The following is a 21,171-nucleotide window of genomic DNA, read 5'->3' as shown; positions in this document are numbered from 1 at the left end:
AGACAATGGGGCCATGGCACGCGGCAAGCTTCGGATCTATCTCGGTGCGGCACCGGGCGTGGGCAAGACGTACGCGATGCTGTCCGAGGCGCATCGGCGGGTGGAGCGCGGGACCGACTGCGTGGTGGGCTACGTGGAGCACCACGACCGGCCGCGCACCGAGGTGATGCTGCACGGCCTGGAGGTCGTCCCGCGCCAGGAGCTCGACCACCGGGGCGCGGTCTTCACCGAGATGGACGTGGACGCGGTGCTCCGGCGTGCGCCCGCCGTCGCCCTGGTGGACGAACTGGCCCACACCAACGTCCCGGGCTCCCGCAACGCCAAGCGCTGGCAGGACGTGGAGGAACTGCTCGCCGCGGGCATCGACGTGGTCTCGACGGTGAACATCCAGCACCTGGAGTCGCTGGGCGACGTGGTGGAGTCCATCACGGGGGTGCGCCAGCGCGAGACCGTGCCGGACGAGGTGGTGCGCCGCGCCGACCAGATCGAGCTGGTCGACATGTCGCCGCAGGCACTGCGCCGCCGGATGGCGCACGGCAACATCTACCAGCCGGACAAGGTCGACGCGGCCCTGTCGAACTACTTCCGGCCCGGGAACCTGACCGCCCTGCGCGAGTTGGCGCTGCTGTGGGTGGCGGACCGGGTCGACGAGTACCTCCAGCAGTACCGCAGCGAGCACCGGGTGTCGGCGATCTGGGGTTCGCGGGAGCGGATCGTGGTCGGTCTGACCGGTGGCCCGGAGGGCCGGACGCTGATCCGGCGGGCCGCCCGGCTGGCCGAGAAGGGCGCCGGCGGCGAGGTGCTGGCCGTCTACATAGCCCGCAGCGACGGGCTGACCTCGGCCTCGCCGAAGGAACTGACCCTCCAGCGGACCTTGGTCGAGGATCTGGGCGGCACCTTCCACCACGTGGTCGGCGACGACATACCGGCGGCCCTGCTGGCCTTCGCCCGCGGGGTCAACGCCACCCAGATCCTGCTCGGCGTCTCGCGGCGCAACAGTTGGCAGTACGTCTTCGGGCCGGGCGTGGGAGCGACCGTGGCCCGGGAGTCGGGGCCCGACCTCGACGTCCACCTGATCACCCATGGCGAGGCGGGCAAGGGGCGCGGGCTGCCGGCCGCCCGGGGCGCACGGCTGGGGCGGGCCCGGATCAGCTGGGGCTGGTTCGTCGCCGTGGTGGGCCCGGTGGTCCTGGCGCTGCTGCTGAACACGGTGGACCTGGGCCTCGCCAACGACATGCTGCTGTTCCTGGCGCTGACGGTGGCGGCGGCCCTGCTCGGCGGGCTGCTCCCGGCGCTCGGCTCGGCGGCTGTCGGATCGTTCCTGCTGAACTACTACTACACACCCCCGCTGCACCGGCTGACGATCGCCGATCCGAAGAACATCGTGGCCATCGCGATCTTCGTGGGGGTCGCGGTGTCGGTGGCCTCGGTCGTGGACCTCGCCGCCCGGCGCACGCACCAGGCGGCCCGGCTGCGGGTGGAGTCGGAGATCCTCTCCTTCCTCGCGGGTGACGTGCTGCGCGGCGAGACCAGCCTGGAGGCGCTGCTGGAGCGGGTGCGCGAGACCTTCGGCATGGAGTCGGCGGCGCTTCTGGAGCGCGAGAGCGACGTGGCGCCGTGGACCTGCGCGGGAAGCGTGGGACTCGGCCGGCCGCTGGAGCGGCCCGAGGACGCCGACGTGGACATGCCGGTCGGGGACCACATGGCGCTGGCGCTCACCGGGCGGGTACTGCCCGCCGAGGACCGCCGGGTCCTGGCCGCGTTCGCGGCCCAGTCCGCCGTCGTCCTGGACCGGCGGCGGCTGCGGGAGGAGGCCGACCGGGCCCGCGCGCTGGCCGAGGGCAACCGCATCCGCACCGCGCTGCTGGCCGCCGTCAGCCACGACCTGCGCACCCCGCTCGCCGGGATCAAGGCGTCGGTGTCGTCCCTGCGCTCGGAGGACGTCGAGTGGTCCGAGGAGGACCGGGCCGAGCTGCTGGCGGGCATCGAGGAGGGCGCCGACCGCCTGGACCACCTGGTCGGCAACCTGCTCGACATGTCCCGCCTCCAGACCGGCACCGTCGCCTCGATCATCCGCGAGACGGACATCGACGAGGTCGTGCCGATGGCGCTCGGCGGCGTTCCCGAGGACAGCGTCGAGCTGGACGTCCCCGAGACCCTGCCCATGGCCGCGGTCGACGCCGGGCTGCTGGAGCGCGTGGTGGCCAACCTGGTCGAGAACGCGGTGAAGTACAGCCCGCGGGGCGCACGCGTCCTGGTCGCCGCCAGCGCCATCGCGGACCGGGTCGAGGTGCGGGTGGTGGACCGCGGGCCGGGCGTCCCGGACGACGCCAAGGAACGCATCTTCGAGCCCTTCCAGCGCTACGGCGACGCCCCGCGCGGCGCCGGGGTCGGCCTCGGCCTCGCGGTCGCGCGCGGCTTCGCCGAGGCGATGGGCGGCACGCTCGACGCCGAGGACACCCCCGGCGGCGGCCTCACCATGGTCCTCACCCTGCGCGCGGCCGGAGCGGGCCCCGAACCGGTCCGGCCCGCACAGTCCGTCCGGCCCGCACAGCCACCGAGTCCCGTACGGCCCGATGGATCCGTACGACCGGAAGAACCCGCGCGACCGGCAGGCTCCGTGCCGCCGGAAGAGCTCGTACAACCACCACGGCCCGTACAACCGCAAAGGCAGGTCAGATGACCAGGGTGCTCGTGATCGACGACGAGCCGCAGATCGTCCGCGCCCTCGTGATCAACCTCAGGGCCCGCAAGTACGAGGTCGACGCGGCCTACGACGGTGCCACCGCGCTCCAGCTCGCCGCGGCCCGTCATCCGGACGTGGTCGTCCTCGACCTCGGCCTGCCCGACATGGACGGCGTCGAGGTGATCAAGGGCCTGCGCGGCTGGACCCGGGTGCCGATCCTGGTGCTGTCCGCGCGCCACTCCTCCGACGAGAAGGTCCAGGCGCTCGACGCGGGCGCCGACGACTACGTCACCAAGCCCTTCGGCATGGACGAGCTGCTGGCCCGGCTGCGGGCCGCCGTCCGCCGGGCCGAACCCGTCGGGGCCGATGAGGACGACGCGCTGGTGGAGACCGAGGGCTTCACCGTCGACCTGGCCGCCAAGAAGGTCAACCGGGACGGCAGGGACGTACGCCTGACGCCCACCGAGTGGCATCTGCTCGAGGTGCTGGTGCGCAACACCGGCCGGCTGGTCAGCCAGAAGCAGCTCCTCCAGGAGGTCTGGGGACCCTCCTACGGGACCGAGACGAACTACCTCCGGGTGTACATGGCCCAGCTGCGCCGGAAACTGGAGACGGACCCCTCGCACCCGCGGCACTTCATCACGGAAGCGGGGATGGGATACAGGTTCGAGAAGTGAACCGGGGAACGGGGTCGGTTCGGGCGTCGTCACCGCGGGTACGTCCTTGGCAGGGCACCCCGGTACGCTTCAGATATGAGTGCTGTTCCTCGTTCCGAGAAACCGGTGGGCCGGTTCCGGCGCATGCTCGACCGGCTCTCCTCGTCGCAGGAGGACCTGGAGTCCGAGGAGCTGCGGGAGGACGCCGAAACCGCCGGCTGCATCCGCATCGGTGACTGCCAGGACCGGCAGATCGTGACGGTTACTGGTACCTTGCGCACGGTCACCCTGCGGCCTCGAGCCGGAGTCCCGGCCCTGGAAGCCGAGTTGTTCGACGGCTCCGCGGCGCTGGACGTGGTGTGGCTCGGCAGGCGTTCCATCGTGGGCATCGAACCCGGGCGCAGGCTGATCGCGTCGGGCCGGATCTCGATGAGCCGGGGCCGGCGAGTGCTGTTCAACCCCAAGTACGAACTGAGACCCCTCGGACGGGAGTAGCCGGTGACGTCGCTCGACAAGCCGACCCAGGACACTCAGCAGGACGACGCCCGGGCGGTGACCGAAGCCGCGCTCTTCGAGGCGTTCGGCGGGGTGCGGGGCATGGTCGAGACGGTGCTGCCCGGCCTGCTCTTCGTCACCATCTTCACGATCAACAAGGACCTGCACTGGTCGGCCATCGCCGCGCTGGTCGTGTCGCTGGTCCTGGTCGTCGTCCGGCTGGTCATGAAGGACACCGTCAAGCACGCCTTCAGCGGTGTCTTCGGCGTCGCCTTCGGCGTCGTGTTCGCGATGATGACGGGCAACGCCAAGGACTTCTACCTCCCCGGCATGCTCTACACGCTGGGCCTGGCCCTGGCGTACATCATCACCACGCTGTGCGGTGTCCCGCTGATCGGCCTGATCCTCGGCCCGGTCTTCAAGGAGAACCTCTCCTGGCGGACCCGCAACCCCGGCCGCAAGAAGGCGTACGCCAAGGCCAGCTGGGCGTGGGGCCTGATCCTGCTCGCCAAGTGCGCGGTCCTCTTCCCGCTGTACTGGTGGGCGAACACCGCCCAGCTCGGCTGGGTGCTGGTCGCCCTGAAGATCCCGCCCTTCCTGCTGGCCGTCTGGCTCACCTGGGTCTTCCTGGCGAAGGCGCCGGCGCCGATCGACGTCTTCGCCGAGATGGAGGCGGAGGAGAAGGCCGAGGAGGAGCGCAAGGCCGCGCTCGCCGCGGAGACCGCGGAACGCGGCGAGGCCACGGGCGGACGCCACCGCCGCTGAGACGGACATGAGTACGACGATGGGGCGCCCGGAAATTTCCGGGCGCCCCATCGTCGTAGACCCGAGGCGCTGATGCGCCGACGCCGACTCGACGGACCGTCGGCCGGCGCCAGGGCGTGTTTCGAAAGTCCCGTCTGCCCGGCGGCGTCTGGCACGCGCTCCCCCAGAGGGGGCACCCCCAGCCGCGTTGTCGGGATCCCCCCGATACAACCAGTATCGGGGCGACCCTCCGCCTTGCGATCGCACGCACCAGACGCCGCCGGGCCCGCCCTTCGGGCGGACGACGCTACTTTCGAAACACGCCCTAGCTCGACGAATCGTCGCGGCGCACCGACAGCAGGTCCTCCAGCTGCTCCTCGCGGGCCTGCGCGGCCACGAACAGCAGCTCGTCGCCCGCCTCCAGGGAGTCCTCCTGGGTCGGGGTGAGGACACGGTTCCCGCGGATGATGGTGACCAGCGAGGTGTCCTCCGGCCACTCCACATCGCCGACCTGGGTGCCGGCCAGGGCCGACTCCTCCGGCAGGGTCAGCTCGACGAGGTTGGCGTCGCCGTGGCTGAAGCGCAGCAGCCGGACCAGGTCGCCGACGCTCACCGCCTCCTCGACCAGGGCCGACATCAGGCGCGGGGTGGAGACGGCCACGTCAACACCCCACGACTCGTTGAAGAGCCATTCGTTCTTCGGGTTGTTGACGCGGGCGACCACCCGCGGAACGCCGTACTCCGTCTTCGCCAGCAGGGAGACGACCAGGTTGACCTTGTCGTCGCCCGTCGCGGCGATCACGACGTTGCAGCGCTGGAGCGCCGCCTCGTCCAGCGACGTGATCTCGCAGGCGTCGGCGAGCAGCCACTCCGCCTGCGGGACCCGCTCGACCGAGATGGCGGTCGGCGCCTTGTCCACGAGGAGCACCTCGTGGCCGTTCTCCAGCAGCTCGCCCGCGATCGAACGGCCGACCGCACCGGCACCGGCAATGGCGACCCTCATCGGTGACCGCCCTCCTTCGGGCCCTCGGCGAACGCCGCCTCGACCTTCTCGACGTCGTCGGTCCGCATCATCACGTGCACCAGGTCGCCCTCCTGGAGCACGGTCAGCGAGGTCGGCACGATCGCCTCGCCGAGGCGGGTCAGGAACGCCACCCGTACGCCCGTCTCCTCCTGGAGCTCGCTGATCCGGTGACCGACCCAGGAGCTGGAGGCGTGCACCTCGGCGAGCTGCACCCCGCCGGTGGGATCGCGCCACAGCGGCTCCGCGCCGGACGGCAGCAGCCGGCGCAGCATCTGGTCCGCCGTCCAGCGGACGGTGGCGACCGTCGGAATGCCCAGGCGCTGGTAGACCTCGGCGCGCCGGGGGTCGTAGATACGGGCCGCGACGTTCTCGATGCCGAACATCTCGCGGGCCACGCGGGCCGCGATGATGTTCGAGTTGTCGCCGCTGGACACCGCGGCGAACGCGCCGGCCTCCTCGATGCCGGCCTCGCGCAGGGTGTCCTGGTCGAAGCCGACGCCGGTGACCCGACGGCCGCCGAAAGAGGAGCCCAGTCGTCGGAAGGCGGTGGGGTCCTGGTCGATCACAGCGACCGAATGCCCCTGTTGCTCCAGGGTCTGCGCGAGAGCGGAACCCACTCTGCCGCAGCCCATGATGACGATGTGCACGACGTCCTTCCGAGGTCAAGGGTTGGTGACTATGGCTTGAACAGGGTCTCAGACCGCCGCCCAAGCTACACACGCGCGGTGCGCGCCGGGCACCCCTGTGCAGTCACTTCGCGGTCCTACCCCCGGTGTCGTACGCGCAGTCATCGCATCGACGTCCGGGAGCGGTGGTCTGTCGCGGTCAGCGGCGGCGGGCGGCGCGTGATGCTGCGCACGCTGCGCAGGGTCAGGAATCCGAGGCCGACAAGGCTCACGGCGGCGCCGATCAGCTCTGCGGTCGTGGACATGGAACCTCCGGGGGCGGCGACGGCAGGGGTCCAGACATCTAGACACGGGGGTCGCGCCACCTGCGGAATCAGCAGCCCGTCGGGTCTTCGAGTTCACCCATGAGGCATATCTCGGGTGCCGAGTGGGCGAGTCTGTGTTCGAAGGCCTACGATGCTCAGTTGTGTCCAAACTGACCGACGTGCCCAAACGGATCCTGATCGGGCGCGCACTGCGCAGTGATCGGCTCGGGGAAACCCTGCTGCCGAAGCGCATCGCCCTCCCCGTCTTCGCCTCCGACCCGCTGTCCTCCGTCGCGTACGCGCCCGGAGAGGTACTGCTGGTCCTGTCCATCGCGGGCGTGTCGGCGTACCACTTCAGCCCCTGGATCGCCGTCGCGGTCGTCGTGCTGATGTTCACCGTGGTCGCCTCCTACCGGCAGAACGTCCACGCCTATCCCAGCGGCGGCGGCGACTACGAGGTGGCGACCACCAACCTCGGCCCCCGGGCGGGTCTGACGGTCGCCAGCGCGCTGCTCGTCGACTACGTCCTCACCGTCGCGGTGTCCATCGCCTCCGGCATCGAGAACCTCGGCTCCGCCGTCCCGTTCGTCGTCGAGCACAAGGTGTTCTGCGCGGTCGCCGTGATCGTGCTGCTGACGCTGATGAACCTGCGCGGTGTGAAGGAGTCGGGCACGCTCTTCGCGATCCCGACGTACGTCTTCGTCGCCGGCGTCTTCATCATGATCGCCTGGGGCGCCTTCCGCGGCCTGGTCCTCGGCGACACCATGAGCGCGCCGACCGCCGACTACCACATCAAGGCCGAGCACCAGGGCCTCGCGGGCTTCGCGCTGGTCTTCCTGCTGCTGCGCGCCTTCTCCTCCGGCTGTGCCGCGCTCACCGGCGTCGAGGCGATCTCCAACGGTGTCCCGGCCTTCCGCAAGCCCAAGTCGAAGAACGCGGCGACCACGCTGGCCATGATGGGCCTGCTCGCCGTCACCATGTTCTGCGGCATCATCGCGCTGGCCATGGCGACCAACGTCCGGATGGCCGAGAACCCGGCCACCGACCTGATCCACAACGGCGTCCCGGTCGGTTCCGGCTACGTGCAGAACCCGGTGATCTCCCAGGTCGCCGAGGCCGTGTTCGGCAAGGGCAGCTTCCTGTTCGTCGTGCTGGCCGCGGCGACCGCCCTGGTGCTGTTCCTGGCCGCGAACACCGCCTACAACGGCTTCCCGCTGCTCGGCTCGATCCTCGCCCAGGACCGCTACCTCCCGCGCCAGCTGCACACCCGCGGCGACCGCCTGGCCTTCTCCAACGGCATCGTGCTGCTGGCCGGCGCGGCGAGCCTCCTGGTCGTCATCTACGGCGCCGACTCCACCCGGCTGATCCAGCTGTACATCGTCGGCGTGTTCGTGTCCTTCACGCTCAGCCAGATCGGCATGGTCCGGCACTGGAACCGCCACCTGGCCACCGAGCGGGACCCCGACGCACGCCGTCACATGCTCCGCTCGCGCGCCATCAACACCTTCGGCGCGTTCTTCACCGGCCTGGTCCTGGTCGTCGTCCTCGTCACCAAGTTCACGCACGGTGCCTGGGTCGCCCTGCTCGGCATGTGCATCTTCTTCGTGACGATGACGTCCATCCGCCGCCACTACGACCGGGTGGCCGAGGAGATCGCGGCCCCGGAGGGCCCGAGCGACGACAGCCTGCGGCCGTCCCGGGTGCACTCGGTCGTGCTGATCTCCAAGATCCACCGCCCCACCCTGCGTGCCCTGGCCTACGCCAAGCTGATGCGCTCCAACACCCTGGAGGCGCTCACCGTCAACGTCGACCCGGCGGAGACCAAGGCGCTGCGCGAGGAGTGGGAGCGGCGCGGCATCGACGTACCGCTGAAGGTGCTCGACTCGCCGTACCGCGAGATCACGCGGCCGATCATCGAGTACGTCAAGGGCCTGCGCAAGGAGTCCCCGCGCGACGTGGTCTCCGTGATCATCCCCGAGTACGTGGTCGGCCACTGGTACGAGCACCTGCTGCACAACCAGAGCGCGCTGCGGCTCAAGGGCCGCCTGCTGTTCACGCCGGGCATCATGGTGACCTCGGTGCCCTACCAGCTGGAGTCCTCCGAGGCGGCCCGCAACCGGGCCCGCAGGCGCCAGGACTGGAACGCTCCCGGCGCGGTCCGGCGCGGTCCGGCGGAGGAGCGCCAGAAGGAGTCCACGACGGCCGAGAGCTGATCGCGCGGCAGCGTCGGCGGCGCGACCGGGCGACCGGTGTGCGCCTCGTGGTGAGCGGCCGGACGACACCCACGTAGACTGGTGGGCTGTTGTCCGGCCGTTCCTCTCTCGATGTTGTGGAGTCACCCCGCCATGCAGGCAGAACCGAAGAAGTCGCTGGTCGGGGCGGAGTACGAGGTCGAGGTCGGCCCCGTCGCCCACGGCGGTCACTGCATCGCCCGTACGTCCGAGGGCCAGGTGCTCTTCGTCCGGCACACGCTGCCCGGCGAACGGGTCGTGGCCCGGGTGACCGAGGGCGAGGAGGGCGCCCGCTTCCTGCGCGCGGACGCGGTCCAGGTGCTGGAGGCGTCCAAGGACCGCGTCGAGGCACCCTGCCCCTACGCCGGTCCCGGCCGCTGCGGCGGCTGCGACTGGCAGCACGCCAAGCCCGGCGCCCAGCGGCGCCTCAAGGGCGAGGTGATCGCCGAGCAGCTCCAGCGGCTCGCGGGCCTCACTCCCGAGGAGGCCGGCTGGGACGGCACGGTGATGCCGGCCGAGGGCGACAAGCTGCCCGCCGGCGAGGTGCCGCAGTGGCGCACCCGCGTCCAGTACGCCGTGGACGCCGACGGCAACGCCGGACTGCGCCGCCACCGCTCGCACGAGGTCGAGCCGATCGAGCACTGCATGATCGCCGCGCCCGGCGTCAGCGAGCTCGGCATCGAGGAGCGCGACTGGTCCGGCATGGAGTCCGTGGACGCGATCGCCGCCACCGGCTCCCAGGACCGCATGGTGATCCTGGAGCCCCGCCCCGGCGCCCGCCTGCCTCTCGTCGAGCTCGACAAGCCGGTCTCCGTGATGCGCGTCGCCGAACAGGACGGCGGCATCCACCGCGTCCACGGCCGCGCGTTCGTGCGCGAGCGCGCCGACGGCCGCACCTACCGCGTCGGCAGCGGCGGCTTCTGGCAGGTCCACCCGATGGCCGCCGACACCCTCGTCAAGGCCGTCATGCAGGGCCTGCTGCCCCGCAAGGGCGAGATGGCCCTCGACCTGTACTGCGGCGTCGGCCTCTTCGCCGGCGCCCTCGCCGACCGCCTCGGCGAGACGGGCGCGGTCCTCGGCATCGAGTCCGGCAAGCGCGCGGTCGAGGACGCCCGGCACAACCTCGCCGCCTTCGACCGCGTCCGCATCGAACAGGGCAAGGTCGAGGCGGTCCTGCCGCGTACCGGCATCACCGAGGTCGACCTCATCGTCCTGGACCCGCCGCGAGCGGGCGCGGGCCGGAAGACGGTCGAACACCTCTCCTCGCTGGGCGCGCGCCGCATCGCGTACGTGGCCTGCGACCCGGCGGCCCTGGCCCGCGACCTGGGGTACTTCCGCGACAACGGCTACAAGGTGCGCACGCTGCGCGCGTTCGACCTGTTCCCGATGACGCACCACGTGGAGTGCGTGGCGATCCTGGAGCCTGCTACAAAGGGGCTCTGACCTGCGATTTCCTCGGTTCCTCAGGCGTGTCCGGTGGTGCCCGACCTGTTTCCCGCAGCGCATGGCGGGGAGCACCTCGTCGGCTTGTGAAGGCTGTCCGACCTGGCGCTCCTGTGGCCGTTGCCGAATCGACGGGACCGTCTCTCCGTCTCTCGGCGCAGACGGCGCCGGCCGTCCTGACGCTCAGATGACGCTCGTTCTGTCGTCTCCAGGTACAGGACAATGGCGGCCGTCCCCGTCATGCCCTGTCGTGATCAAGTCCGGCGACACCGTGCACTGTGCCGCAGGCACGGAGGTCTGACTCCGTCGGGGCCGTATGCGCTTCGGCCTCTGGCACCCGGCTTGCCGGGCGGTGCGGGCGGTCTGTCGTCGCGGCGCAGGTCGTGGGCCTGATCGGTGCGGGGATCCGGACCGCCCTGACCGGCGCGGTCCGGACGGCTGTGCCGCTGGTCGGGGCGGTATCGAGTCCGGTCGCCTCGCCATGGCCGTTCCGGTCGCCCCCGGCCGTACCGCTCGCCGGAACACCCCGCGAAGCACTTCCCACCCCCTCATGACGATCGTCTGACACACCCCGCAGTCCCCTGTCCCGCCCGCACCTCCCTCTGTTGTTGACCCGTACCCGTCTGACCTTTCTCTGCAGTCCCCCGAAAAACCCTGACAAAGCTCTGAACCGGCCTGCCTTGAACGTGATCTCCGCACCCCGGAGGCTTGAAGTCGCGGGTCAGCGTGGGCGTTCGAGGGAAGCCGGACGTGACGTGTCCGCTGCCATGTCAGGGCCACCACGGAAGCGGGGAGTGGGTACGCATGCACAGCACCTTGATCGTCGCCAGGCTGGAACCGGGCGCGAGCGCGCACGTGGCCGGTCTGTTCGCCGATTTCGACACGACCGAGATGCCGCACAGGATGGGGACCAGGCGGCGCCAGCTCTTTCACTATCGGGGGCTGTACTTCCACCTCCAGGACTTCGACGAGGACAACGGGGGAGAGCTGATCGAGGCGGCGAAGACCGACCCCCGGTTCGTCGGGATCAGCAACGACCTGAAGCCGTTCATCGAGGCGTACGACCCTGCGACCTGGCGCTCGCCGGCGGACGCGATGGCGACGCGGTTCTATTCGTGGGAGGCGTCCGCGTGAGCGCGCGTCGCGTCGTCATCACGGGGCTCGAGGTTCTCGCGCCGGGCGGCGTGGGCGCCAAGAACTTCTGGAGCCTGCTGAGTGAGGGACGCACGGCGACCCGGCGAATCACCTTCTTCGACCCCGCGCCGTTCCGCTCCCGCGTCGCCGCCGAGATCGACTTCGATCCGTACGAGCACGGCCTCACCCCGCAGGAAGTGCGCCGCATGGACCGGGCCGCCCAGTTCGCGGTGGTCGCGGCGCGCGGCGCGGTCGCGGACAGCGGGATCGAGTTCGCCGACCTCGACCCGTACCGCACCGGCGTCACCATCGGGAGCGCGGTCGGCGCCACGATGGGGCTGGACGAGGAGTACCGCGTCGTCAGCGACGGCGGCCGGCTCGCCCTCGTCGACCACGCGTACGCGGCACCGCACCTCTACAGCCACCTGGTGCCCAGCTCCTTCGCCGCCGAGGTCGCCTGGGCGGTCGGCGCCGAGGGCCCTGCCACCGTCGTGTCCACCGGGTGCACCTCGGGCATCGATTCCGTCGGGTACGCCGCCGAACTGATCCGCGAGGGAGCGGTGGACATCATGGTCGCCGGCTCGTCGGACGCGCCGATCTCCCCGATCACCATGGCCTGCTTCGACGCGATCAAGGCCACCACCCCCCGCCACGACGACCCGGCCCACGCCTCGCGCCCCTTCGACGGCACCCGCAACGGGTTCGTGCTCGGCGAGGGCGCGGCCGTGTTCGTGCTGGAGGAACTCGACAGCGCCCGCAGGCGCGGCGCCCACATCTACGCGGAGATCGCCGGGTACGCGACCCGTTCGAACGCCTACCACATGACCGGACTGCGCCCCGACGGAGCGGAGTTGTCCGAGGCGATCCGGGTCGCCCTCGACGAGGCGCGGCTGCCCGGCGAGGCCGTCGACTACATCAACGCGCACGGCTCGGGCACGAAACAGAACGACCGCCACGAGACGGCGGCGTTCAAACGCAGCCTCGGCGCGCACGCTTACCGCACCCCGGTCAGCTCGATCAAGTCGATGGTGGGCCACTCCCTGGGCGCGATCGGCTCCATCGAGATCGCCGCCTCGGTCCTGGCCATGGAGTACGACGTCGTCCCGCCGACCGCCAACCTTCACACCCCCGACCCCGAGTGCGACCTCGACTACGTGCCGCTCGATGCCCGCGACCAGATCACCGACGCGGTACTCACCGTCGGCAGCGGGTTCGGCGGGTTCCAGAGCGCGATGGTGCTGGCCGAGCCGGAGAGGAAGCAGGTGTGAGTACGGCGACCGTCGTGGTGACCGGACTCGGCGTCGCCTCGCCGACCGGGCTCGGGACGCGCGAGCACTGGGCGGCCACGCTCGATGGCCGCAGCGGCATCGACCGTCTCACCCGCTTCGACCCGTCCGGCTACCCGGCGAAACTCGCCGGCGAGATCACCGGGTTCACCGCCGAGGAGCACCTGCCGGGCCGACTCATCCCGCAGACCGACCGGATGACCCGGCTCGCCCTCGCCGCCGCCGACTGGGCGCTGGCCGACGCGGGCGTACGCCCAGACGAGCTGGCCTCCTTCGACATGGGCGTGGTCACCGCGAGCGCGTCCGGCGGCTTCGAGTTCGGCCAGAACGAGCTGCGCAAGCTGTGGAGCCAGGGCAGCCAGTACGTGTCCGCGTACCAGTCCTTCGCCTGGTTCTACGCCGTCAACAGCGGCCAGATCTCCATCCGCAACGGCATGAAGGGCCCCAGCGGCGTCGTCGTCAGCGACCAGGCCGGCGGCCTCGACGCGGTCGCCCAGGCCCGCCGGCAGATCCGCAAGGGCACCCGTCTTGTCGTGTCCGGCGGCGTCGACGCCTCCCTGTGCCCCTGGGGCTGGGTCGCGCAGCTCGCCGGCGGCCGGCTCAGCACCGGCGAGGACCCCGCCCGCGCCTACCTCCCCTTCGACCGCGACGCCTGCGGCTATGTGCCCGGCGAGGGCGGCGCGATCCTGATCCTGGAGGCCGCCGAGGCCGCCCGCGAACGCGGCGCGCACTCCTACGGCGAGATCGCCGGGTACGGCGCCACCTTCGACCCCAGGCCCGGCAGCGGGCGCCCGCCCGGCCTGCGCAAGGCCGTCGAACTCGCCCTCGCCGACGCGGGCACCCAACCCGCCGACGTGGACGTCGTGTTCGCCGACGCGGCCGGCGACGTCGACCTCGACCGAGCCGAGGCCGACGCGCTCGTCCAGGTCTTCGGCGCGCACGGCGTCCCGGTCAGCGTCCCCAAGACGATGACCGGCCGCCTCTACTCGGGCGCCGCTCCCCTGGACCTGGCCACCGCCCTGCTCGCCCTGCGCGACGGGATCGTCCCCGCCACCGTCAACGTCAAGCTCTCCCCCGAGTACGACATCGACCTCGTCGTCGACCGGCCGCGCCGCCTCGGCCTGCGCACCGCGCTGGTCCTGGCCCGGGGATACGGCGGCTTCAACTCCGCCGTCGTCCTGCGGGCGCCCGCAGCGCACTGACCGCCCTGCCCGGAAGGACCGCCTCCCCACCCGTGTCCTCGCCCAGCGGCCCCACCCAGCCCCCCACCGGAAGGACCCCTCCCGTGTCTGCCGACCCGTTCACCCTCGCCGATCTCAAGCGCATCCTCTTGGAAGCCGCCGGCGCCGAAGAGGGCGTCGACCTCGACGGTGACGTCCTGGACACCGAGTTCACCGCGCTCGGCTACGAGTCGCTGGCCCTCCTCGAGACCGGCAGCCGGATCGAGCGCGCGTACGGCATTGCCCTCGACGACGAGCTGCTGACCGACGCGCTCACCCCGCGCGTCCTCATCGGCGTCGTCAACGACCAGCTGACCGTCTCCCGCACCGTCTGAGAGGCCACCATGACCACGACCACCACGGGCCGCGTCGCGCTCGTCACCGGCGCCACCAGCGGCATCGGCCTGGCCGTCGCCCGGCTGCTCGCCGTCCAGGGGCACCGCGTGTTCATCGGTGCCCGCGACGCGGAGAACGTCGAAGCCACCGTCAAGGAACTCGTCGCCGAGGGGCTCGACGTGGCCGGTACGACCGTCGACGTCCGCGAACCGGAGGCCGTACGGGACTTCGTGCGGGCCGCGCTGGAGCGGTTCGGGACGATCGACGTGCTCGTCAACAACGCGGGCCGGTCCGGCGGCGGCGTCACCGCCGACATCGCCGACGAGCTGTGGGAGGACGTCATCGAGACGAACCTCACCAGCGTCTTCCGGCTCACCCGCGAGGTCCTCACCACGGGCGGGCTGCGCCACAAGGACCGGGGCCGCATCATCAACATCGCCTCCACGGCCGGCAAGCAGGGCGTCGTACTGGGCGCCCCCTACTCCGCGTCGAAGCACGGCGTCGTCGGCTTCACCAAGGCCCTCGGCAACGAACTCGCGCCCACCGGCATCACCGTCAACGCGGTCTGCCCCGGGTATGTCGAGACGCCGATGGCGCAGCGGGTCCGGCAGGGGTACGCCGCCGCCTATGACACCAGCGAGGACGCGATCCTGGAGAAGTTCCAGGCGAAGATCCCGCTCGGCCGGTACTCCACCCCGGAAGAGGTCGCGGGCCTGGTCGGCTACCTCGCCTCCGACACCGCCGCCTCCATCACCGCACAGGCCCTCAACGTCTGCGGCGGCCTCGGCAACTTCTGACCAGGACCCAGGACCATGACGAAGGAGCCCCGACCATGACAACCCGTGAGGTCGAGCACGAGATCACCGTCGGCGCCCCCGCGGCAGCCGTCTACCGCCTCATCGCCGACGTGGTGAACTGGCCCCGGATCTTCCCGCCCACCATCCACGTCGACCGGGTCGAGCACACCGGCGCCGAGGAACGCATCCGGATCTGGGCCACGGCACACGGCGAGGCCAAGAACTGGACTTCCCGCCGCACCCTGGACCCGGAGGGCCTGCGCGTCACCTTCCGGCAGGAGATCAGCACCCCGCCGGTCGCCGCGATGGGCGGCGCCTGGATCATCGAACCCCTCGGCGACAACCGGGCACGGGTCCGGCTCACGCACGACTACCGCGCGGTCGACGACGACCCGCAAGGGCTCGCCTGGATCGACGAGGCCGTCGACCGCAACAGCCGCTCCGAACTCGCCGCGCTGTGCACCAACGTCGAAGCCGCCCACGCCGCCGAGGACCTGACGTTCTCCTTCACCGACAGCGTCACCGTCACCGGCGCCGCCAAGGACCTCTTCGACTTCGTCAACGAGGCCGACCAGTGGGCCGAGCGGCTCCCGCACGTCGCGTCCGCACGCCTCACCGAGGACACCCCGGGACTCCAGACCCTGGAGATGGACACCCGCGCCAAGGACGGTTCCACGCACACCACCAAGTCGTACCGCGTGACCTTCCCCCACCACCGCATCGCCTACAAGCAGGTCACCCTGCCCGCGCTGCTGACCCTGCACACCGGCGTGTGGACCTTCGAGGAGACCGGGGAAGGCGCCGTCGCCTCCTCCCAGCACACCGTCAGCCTCGACACCGACAACATCGCCGCCGTCCTCGGCCCCGAGGCGACCGTGGCCGACGCCCGGACGTACGTCCACACCGCCCTGTCCACCAACAGCCTCGCCACCCTCGGCCACGCCAAGGCGTACGCCGAGACGCTCGCGGGTGAGCGGGGCTGACGTGCCCGACACGCAGGTCGTGGTCGTCGGCGCGGGCCCCGTCGGGCTGCTGCTCGCCGGGGAACTGTGCCTCGGCGGCGCCGACGTCGTCGTACTCGAGCGGCTCGAAGAGCCCACCACCGAGTCGCGGGCCTCCACCCTTCACGCCCGCACGATGGAGATCTTCGACAGCCGGGGGCTGTGGGACGGGGACGACGGCCCGGCGAGCGACTCGCGCGGGCACTTCGCCGGGATCCCGGTCGACCTGACACTGCCCGGCAGCCGGCCGGGGCTGTGGAAGGTGCCCCAGTTCGACACCGAACGGCTGCTCGCGCGCCGGGCCGCCGGGCTCGGCGCCGACGTGCGGCGCGGGCAGGAGGTGCGGGCGGTCACCGACACGGGCGCGTACGTCGAGGTCGAGACCGGCGACCACGTCGTACGCGCCGCCTGGCTCGTCGCCTGCGACGGAGAGGAGAGCACCGTACGCCGTCTCCTCGGCGCGGACTTCCCCGGCCACGACGCGCGGCGCGAGCTGCTGCGGGCCGACGTCGCAGGCATCGAGGTCCCCGACCGGCGCTTCGAACGGCTGCCGGACGGGCTGGCCGTCGCCGCGCGCCGGGCCGACGGGGTGACGCGGGTGATGGTGCACGAGCACGGCGCGCCGGTGCCCGTACGGACCGGGCCGCCCGCGTACGACGAGATCGTCCGTGCCTGGAAGCGGGTCACCGGCGAGGACGTCGGCGGCGGCACCCCGCTGTGGGTGAACGCGTTCGACGACACGACCCGCCAGCTCACCCACTACCGGCACGGCCGCGTCCTGTTCGCGGGCGACGCCGCGCACCGCCAGCCCCCCATCGGCGGACAGGCCCTCAACCTGGGCCTGCACGACGCCTTCAACCTGGGCTGGAAGCTCGCCGCCGAGGTCACCGGCCGCGCCCACCCCGGCCTCCTCGACACCTACCACACCGAACGCCACCCGGTAGGCGCGCGCACCCTCTCCATCATCGAGGCGCAGGCGCTGCTGCTGTTCGGCGGCCCCGAGGTGGAACCCGTACGCGCCCTGCTCACCGAACTCATCGGCCACGAACCGGTCCGCGCCCACCTCGCCGCGACGATCGGCGGCCTCGACGTCCACTACGACGGCGTCGGCGCCCGCCTGCCGCACCACGCCGAACTCCTGCGCGCCGGCCGGGGGCTGCTCCTCGGCCCCGCCGACGTCCTGGGCGGCGTCCCCCACGCCCCCGCCGAGCACTGGACCCTCGTACGGCCCGACGGGCACACCGTCTGGTCGGACCCGTCCGACCCACCGCCGCACGAGGTGCTCGCCCGCTGGTTCACCCCACCGACGACGTAAGGAAACCCGCCATGCCCCTGATCCGGCCCGACGACGGCTACCTGACTGTCTTCAACCTCTTCGAGACGGACACCCGGCCCCTCCAGGACGACGTGCTGGACGCGATGCGCGACATCATCGACCACGCCGACTACCCCGGCTGGATCTCCTCGACGCTGCACTCGGGCGTGGACGAGCCGGGCACCGTCAACTACATCCAGTGGCGCAGCGCCGCAGACCTCCAGGCCCGGTACGCGGGCCAGAAGTTCCAGCAGAAGACCGTACCGCTGTTCCACAAACTCGCGCGGACCGTACGCCTGTTGAAGACCGAACTGACCTTCACCCAGCACCACCCCGCGCTGGACCAGGGCATCGAGATCTCGCCGGAGCGCGACGACTACACCGTCGTGATCGTCTTCGACACGCGCCCCGAGGACCAGAAGGACCTCCTGGAGACCCTCGCCAAACCGGACGAGTGGATCACGACCGTGCCCGGCTACCGCTCGCACTCCTACTTCCGAGGCGTGGAAGGCACGTACGTCGTCAACTACGCCCAGTGGGACAGCAAGGAGGCGTACGACGCGTTCCACACCCTTCCCGAGGAGCAGCGGCCGGCCGGCATTCGCCAGGACCGGGAGCGGGCGCGTTCCCTCGTCACTGGGCGGCAGGCCAACACCTACCGGGTGACGCACTCCCGGTCGGCTCTGCCGGCGAAGGACTGACCGGCATGGCCGACACCGACACCGACACCGACACCGACGTCATCGTCGTCGGCGCGGGGCCGACCGGGCTGACGCTCGCCGGTGAACTGCGCCTGGGAGGCGCGCGTGTGACGGTCGTGGAGCGGCTCGCCGAGCCCACCGGGCAGTCCCGGGGGCTCGGTTTCACCGCCCGCGCCATGGAGGCGTTCGACCAGCGGGGGCTGCTGCCGCGCTTCGGAACGCCGGAGATCAGCCCTGTCGGCCACTTCGGCGGTGTGCGGTTCGACTACACCGTCCTGCCGGGCGCCCACTTCGGGGCCCGGGGGATACCGCAGTCGCGCACCGAGGCGGTGCTGGAGGAGTGGGCGGTCGAACTCGGCGCGGTCGTCCGCCGGGGGTGGGAGTTCACGGGGCTGGAGGCCGGCGACTCGGCGGTGGAGATCACCGTACGCACCCCCGAAGGGCCTGGGCGGCTGCGCGCCGCCTACCTCGTGGGCGCCGACGGCGGATCCAGCCCCGTGCGCGAGGCCGCCGGTATCGCCTTCCCCGGCACACCCGCCGCTCGTGTCATGTACCTCGCGGACGTGGTGGGCCGCAAGCTGCGGCCCCGGCCGCTCGGGGAGCGGCTGGAAAACGGCATGGTGATGGCGGCGCCCCTGACCCACGAGGTCGACCGCATCATCGTCTGCCCGGACGGCGCCCCACCCCGCGAGGACGCGGCGCCCGTCACGTTCGCCGAGGTCGCAAAGGCCTGGCGGCGGCTCACCGGCGAGGACATCACCGACGCCGACACCGAGTGGGTCAGCTCCTTCACCGACGCCACCCGGCAGGCGGCCACCTACCGCGCGGGCCGGGTCCTGCTCGCCGGGGACGCCGCCCACATCCACCTCCCGGCCGGCGGCCAGGGCATGAGCACCGGCATCCTGGACGCCTTCAACCTGGGCTGGAAGCTCGCCGCCGAGGTCACCGGCCGTGCCCACCCCGGCCTCCTCGACACCTACCACGCCGAGCGCCACCCGGTCGGCGCCCGCCTGCTGCTGAACACCCGCGCCCAGGGCACGGTGTTCCTCGGCGGCCGGGAGTCCGACCCGCTGCGCGCCCTGTTCGCCGAACTCATCGCGTACGACGACGTCAAACGCCATCTCGCCGGCGCGGTGAGCGGCATCGACGTCCGGTACGACCTCGGCGGCGGCCACCCGCTGACCGGCAGGCGCGTCGCATCCCGCGCCCTGGTCGGGCCCGCCGGGGAGACCAGCACCGCCCAACTCCTGCACCCCGCGCGCGGCGTCCTCCTCGACCTCGCCGACGACCCGGAGATCCGCACGGCCGCCGCCCCCTGGCACGACCGGGTGACCGTCACGACCGTCAAGCCGGCCGATGCCCCGCACGACGAACTGGACGGCCTGCAAGCCCTCTTGCTCCGCCCCGACGGGCACGCCGCGTGGGTGTCCGCCGCGCCCGGCGGCGAGGGGCTCACCGACGCCCTGCACCGCTGGTTCGGACCCGTCACCGACCGAAAGGCAGTACCGGCATGAGCGAAAAGACCCTCGCCGACCTGCGGGACAGGGCCGACCTCACCGCCCTCGCCGACCGCTACGTCACCCACCTCGACCGCGACCGGCACCGCGACGACTGGTTCGGCTCGGTCTTCACCGAGGACGTCCACCTCACCTTCCCCATGGGCGAGTACAAGGGGATCGCGGGCCTCACCGAGTTCCAGGAGATGGCCCGTACGACCTTCGAGCGCACCCACCACACCGCGTCCAACTACTCCATCGACGTGGACGGCGAACGGGCCACGATCCGCGCGCACCTGACCGCCGTGCACGTCCGCAAGGCCGCCGAGCCCGGCGTCCACTTCACCATCGGCGGGCACTACGAGGCCGGTGCGGTGCGGACCGTCGACGGTTGGCGCATCGACCGGTTCGTCTTCGACCTCGTGTGGCACGAAGGGCAGGGTCCGCAGGGCGCGCCGGGGCACTGACCCGGCGACTTTGCAGAGATCTGACATACCGCGCGAAGACCTGACATCAGTTCGGCTTGTACCGCCCGACCGGCCCCGAAACACTTCAGGTGGGCCTGTCGGTGTGTCCCGGTCGGACCCCACCGGCCGATCCCGCCGTCAAGGAGGAAGCTCCGTCATGCCCGCAGGCACCAATGAACTGCCCCTGCACGTACAGGTGTTGCAGCTCGTCACCGCAGGATGGCTCGCCCAGGCGGTCAGCGCGACCGCCGAACTCGGCGTCGCCGATGCGCTCGCCCAAGGCCCTCGGCCGCTCGCCGAACTCGCCGCCGCGACCGACACCCACGCGCCCAGCCTCTACCGGCTGCTGCGGGCCGGCGCCGATATCGGACTGTTCGCAGAACAAGACGGCCAGGTGTTCGAACTGACCGCGCTGGGCGACGCGTTGCGCACCGACAGCCCGGTCAGCCTGCGCAACTTCGCGATCTGGACCGGGCTGCCCGCCGAACGGCACGCCTGGGCCGGTCTCGCCGACGCCGTACGCACCGGGCACACCGCCTTCCCCGAGGTGCTCGGCAAGTCCGTCTGGGACTACCTGCACGACCACCCCGACGTGCTCGGCGTCTTCGACCGGGCCATGACCGAGGCGTCCCGGCAGATCATCGCGCCGGTCGTCGCCGCGTACGACTTCGGGCGGTTCTCGACGATCGTCGACGCGGGCGGCGGGCGGGGCGCGCTGCTGGCCGCCGTCCTCGCGTCCGCGCCCGGGACGCGCGGGATTCTTTACGACCGGCCCGAGGTCGTCGCCTCGGCCGGGCAGCCGCTGCGGGACGCCGGGGTGGCCGACCGGGCGGAGCTGGTCGCCGGGGACTTCTTCGAGTCCGTGCCGGGCGGCGGTGACGCCGTGATCCTCTCCAACATCATCCACGACTGGGACGACGAGCAGTCCCGGCGCATCCTGACCAACACGCGTGCCGCGCTGGCCGACGGGGGGCACGTGCTGCTGGTCGAGGCCGTGTTGCCGGAGCGGCCTCGGCCGTCGCCGACGGTCTCCCTGATGGACCTCGACATGCTGGTCGTCGCCGGGGGACAGCAGCGTACGGCGGGCGAGTTCGAGGCGCTGCTGGCGGACTCGGGGCTCAAGCTGACGCGGGTCGTGCCGGGTGGGCACTGCAGCGTGGTCGAGGCCGTACGGGTCTGACACGGGGTGTGTCTCCCGTGGCGCCCAC

Annotated in this window: 20 protein-coding genes; 17 read left to right on the top strand and 3 right to left on the bottom strand. The window is 71.6% G+C overall.

Annotation, left to right across the window (positions count from 1 at the left end; all coding sequences use genetic code 11):
• The first annotated feature begins 13 nt into the window (after positions 1-13).
• From ACWC24_RS33350 to ACWC24_RS33335, 4 genes are all read left to right on the top strand, one after another.
• Entirely contained in the window at positions 14-2,683 is a 2,670-nt protein-coding gene (locus tag ACWC24_RS33350; protein ID WP_450666644.1) for an ATP-binding protein, read from the top strand.
• Positions 2,680-3,363, top strand: a complete 684-nt coding sequence (locus ACWC24_RS33345) for a response regulator (RefSeq protein ID WP_450666643.1) — start codon at positions 2,680-2,682, stop codon at positions 3,361-3,363. Before ACWC24_RS33350 ends, ACWC24_RS33345 begins: the two co-directional genes overlap by 4 nt.
• Positions 3,364-3,438: 75 nt before the next feature.
• Positions 3,439-3,837, top strand: coding sequence for an OB-fold nucleic acid binding domain-containing protein (locus tag ACWC24_RS33340; protein WP_351617002.1), 399 nt, complete (start codon positions 3,439-3,441; stop codon positions 3,835-3,837).
• 3 nt (positions 3,838-3,840) lie between these two features.
• On the top strand, positions 3,841-4,602 hold the full coding sequence (locus ACWC24_RS33335) for a DUF3159 domain-containing protein (protein WP_450666642.1): 762 nt from the start codon (positions 3,841-3,843) through the stop codon (positions 4,600-4,602).
• 304 nt (positions 4,603-4,906) lie between these two features.
• On the opposite strand, the gene ACWC24_RS33330 is transcribed toward ACWC24_RS33335, so the two are convergent.
• The 3 genes from ACWC24_RS33330 to ACWC24_RS33320 form a co-directional block, all read right to left on the bottom strand.
• A complete protein-coding gene (locus tag ACWC24_RS33330) occupies positions 4,907-5,584 on the bottom strand; it encodes a potassium channel family protein (protein ID WP_450666641.1) in 678 nt (225 codons plus the stop codon).
• Complete coding sequence (locus ACWC24_RS33325) at positions 5,581-6,252, bottom strand: potassium channel family protein (protein WP_450666640.1); 672 nt, start codon at positions 6,250-6,252, stop codon at positions 5,581-5,583. The genes ACWC24_RS33330 and ACWC24_RS33325 overlap by 4 nt, the downstream gene beginning before the upstream one ends.
• 140 nt (positions 6,253-6,392) lie before the next feature.
• Positions 6,393-6,536, bottom strand: coding sequence for a hypothetical protein (locus tag ACWC24_RS33320; RefSeq protein ID WP_450666639.1), 144 nt, complete (start codon positions 6,534-6,536; stop codon positions 6,393-6,395).
• 161 nt (positions 6,537-6,697) lie between these two features.
• Between ACWC24_RS33320 and ACWC24_RS33315 the strand changes: the two genes are divergently transcribed.
• The 13 genes from ACWC24_RS33315 to ACWC24_RS33255 all read left to right on the top strand — a co-directional run bounded on the left by ACWC24_RS33315 (position 6,698) and on the right by ACWC24_RS33255 (position 21,143).
• Positions 6,698-8,749 carry an APC family permease gene (locus ACWC24_RS33315; RefSeq protein WP_450666638.1) on the top strand — a complete coding sequence of 684 codons (2,052 nt, stop codon included), beginning with the start codon at positions 6,698-6,700 and terminating at the stop codon, positions 8,747-8,749.
• A 132-nt stretch (positions 8,750-8,881) separates the two neighbouring features.
• Entirely contained in the window at positions 8,882-10,210 is a 1,329-nt protein-coding gene (locus ACWC24_RS33310) for a class I SAM-dependent RNA methyltransferase (RefSeq protein ID WP_450666637.1), read from the top strand.
• 804 nt (positions 10,211-11,014) lie between these two features.
• Positions 11,015-11,344 carry a TcmI family type II polyketide cyclase gene (locus ACWC24_RS33305; protein ID WP_450666636.1) on the top strand — a complete coding sequence of 110 codons (330 nt, stop codon included), beginning with the start codon at positions 11,015-11,017 and terminating at the stop codon, positions 11,342-11,344.
• Positions 11,341-12,612, top strand: coding sequence for a beta-ketoacyl-[acyl-carrier-protein] synthase family protein (locus ACWC24_RS33300; RefSeq protein ID WP_450666635.1), 1,272 nt, complete (start codon positions 11,341-11,343; stop codon positions 12,610-12,612). Before ACWC24_RS33305 ends, ACWC24_RS33300 begins: the two co-directional genes overlap by 4 nt.
• Entirely contained in the window at positions 12,609-13,832 is a 1,224-nt protein-coding gene (locus tag ACWC24_RS33295) for a ketosynthase chain-length factor (protein ID WP_450666634.1), read from the top strand. Before ACWC24_RS33300 ends, ACWC24_RS33295 begins: the two co-directional genes overlap by 4 nt.
• An 83-nt stretch (positions 13,833-13,915) precedes the next feature.
• A complete protein-coding gene (locus tag ACWC24_RS33290) occupies positions 13,916-14,185 on the top strand; it encodes an acyl carrier protein (protein ID WP_450666633.1) in 270 nt (89 codons plus the stop codon).
• A gap of 9 nt (positions 14,186-14,194) precedes the next feature.
• Positions 14,195-14,983: a 3-oxoacyl-ACP reductase FabG gene (fabG, locus tag ACWC24_RS33285; protein ID WP_404739690.1), complete on the top strand. Its 789-nt coding sequence runs from the start codon at positions 14,195-14,197 to the stop codon at positions 14,981-14,983.
• 35 nt (positions 14,984-15,018) lie between these two features.
• Positions 15,019-15,966: an aromatase/cyclase gene (locus tag ACWC24_RS33280; protein WP_450666632.1), complete on the top strand. Its 948-nt coding sequence runs from the start codon at positions 15,019-15,021 to the stop codon at positions 15,964-15,966.
• 1 nt (position 15,967) lies between these two features.
• Positions 15,968-17,299, top strand: a complete 1,332-nt coding sequence (locus tag ACWC24_RS33275; protein WP_450666631.1) for an FAD-dependent monooxygenase — start codon at positions 15,968-15,970, stop codon at positions 17,297-17,299.
• An 11-nt stretch (positions 17,300-17,310) separates the two neighbouring features.
• The gene (locus ACWC24_RS33270; RefSeq protein WP_450666630.1) at positions 17,311-18,000 is read left to right on the top strand and encodes an antibiotic biosynthesis monooxygenase; all 690 of its coding nucleotides are present in this window, start codon (positions 17,311-17,313) and stop codon (positions 17,998-18,000) included.
• A 5-nt stretch (positions 18,001-18,005) separates the two neighbouring features.
• Positions 18,006-19,514, top strand: a complete 1,509-nt coding sequence (locus tag ACWC24_RS33265; protein ID WP_450666629.1) for an FAD-dependent monooxygenase — start codon at positions 18,006-18,008, stop codon at positions 19,512-19,514.
• Positions 19,511-19,963: a nuclear transport factor 2 family protein gene (locus ACWC24_RS33260; protein WP_450666628.1), complete on the top strand. Its 453-nt coding sequence runs from the start codon at positions 19,511-19,513 to the stop codon at positions 19,961-19,963. The genes ACWC24_RS33265 and ACWC24_RS33260 overlap by 4 nt, the downstream gene beginning before the upstream one ends.
• Before the next feature lie 157 nt (positions 19,964-20,120).
• A complete protein-coding gene (locus tag ACWC24_RS33255) occupies positions 20,121-21,143 on the top strand; it encodes a methyltransferase (protein WP_450666627.1) in 1,023 nt (340 codons plus the stop codon).
• The last annotated feature ends 28 nt before the right edge of the window (positions 21,144-21,171 follow it).

The sequence above is a fragment of the Streptomyces sp. NPDC001443 genome (genome assembly GCF_053597355.1).
Note: the sequence above shows the minus strand (reverse complement) of the source record. Positions and strands in the feature narration are given on the sequence as shown.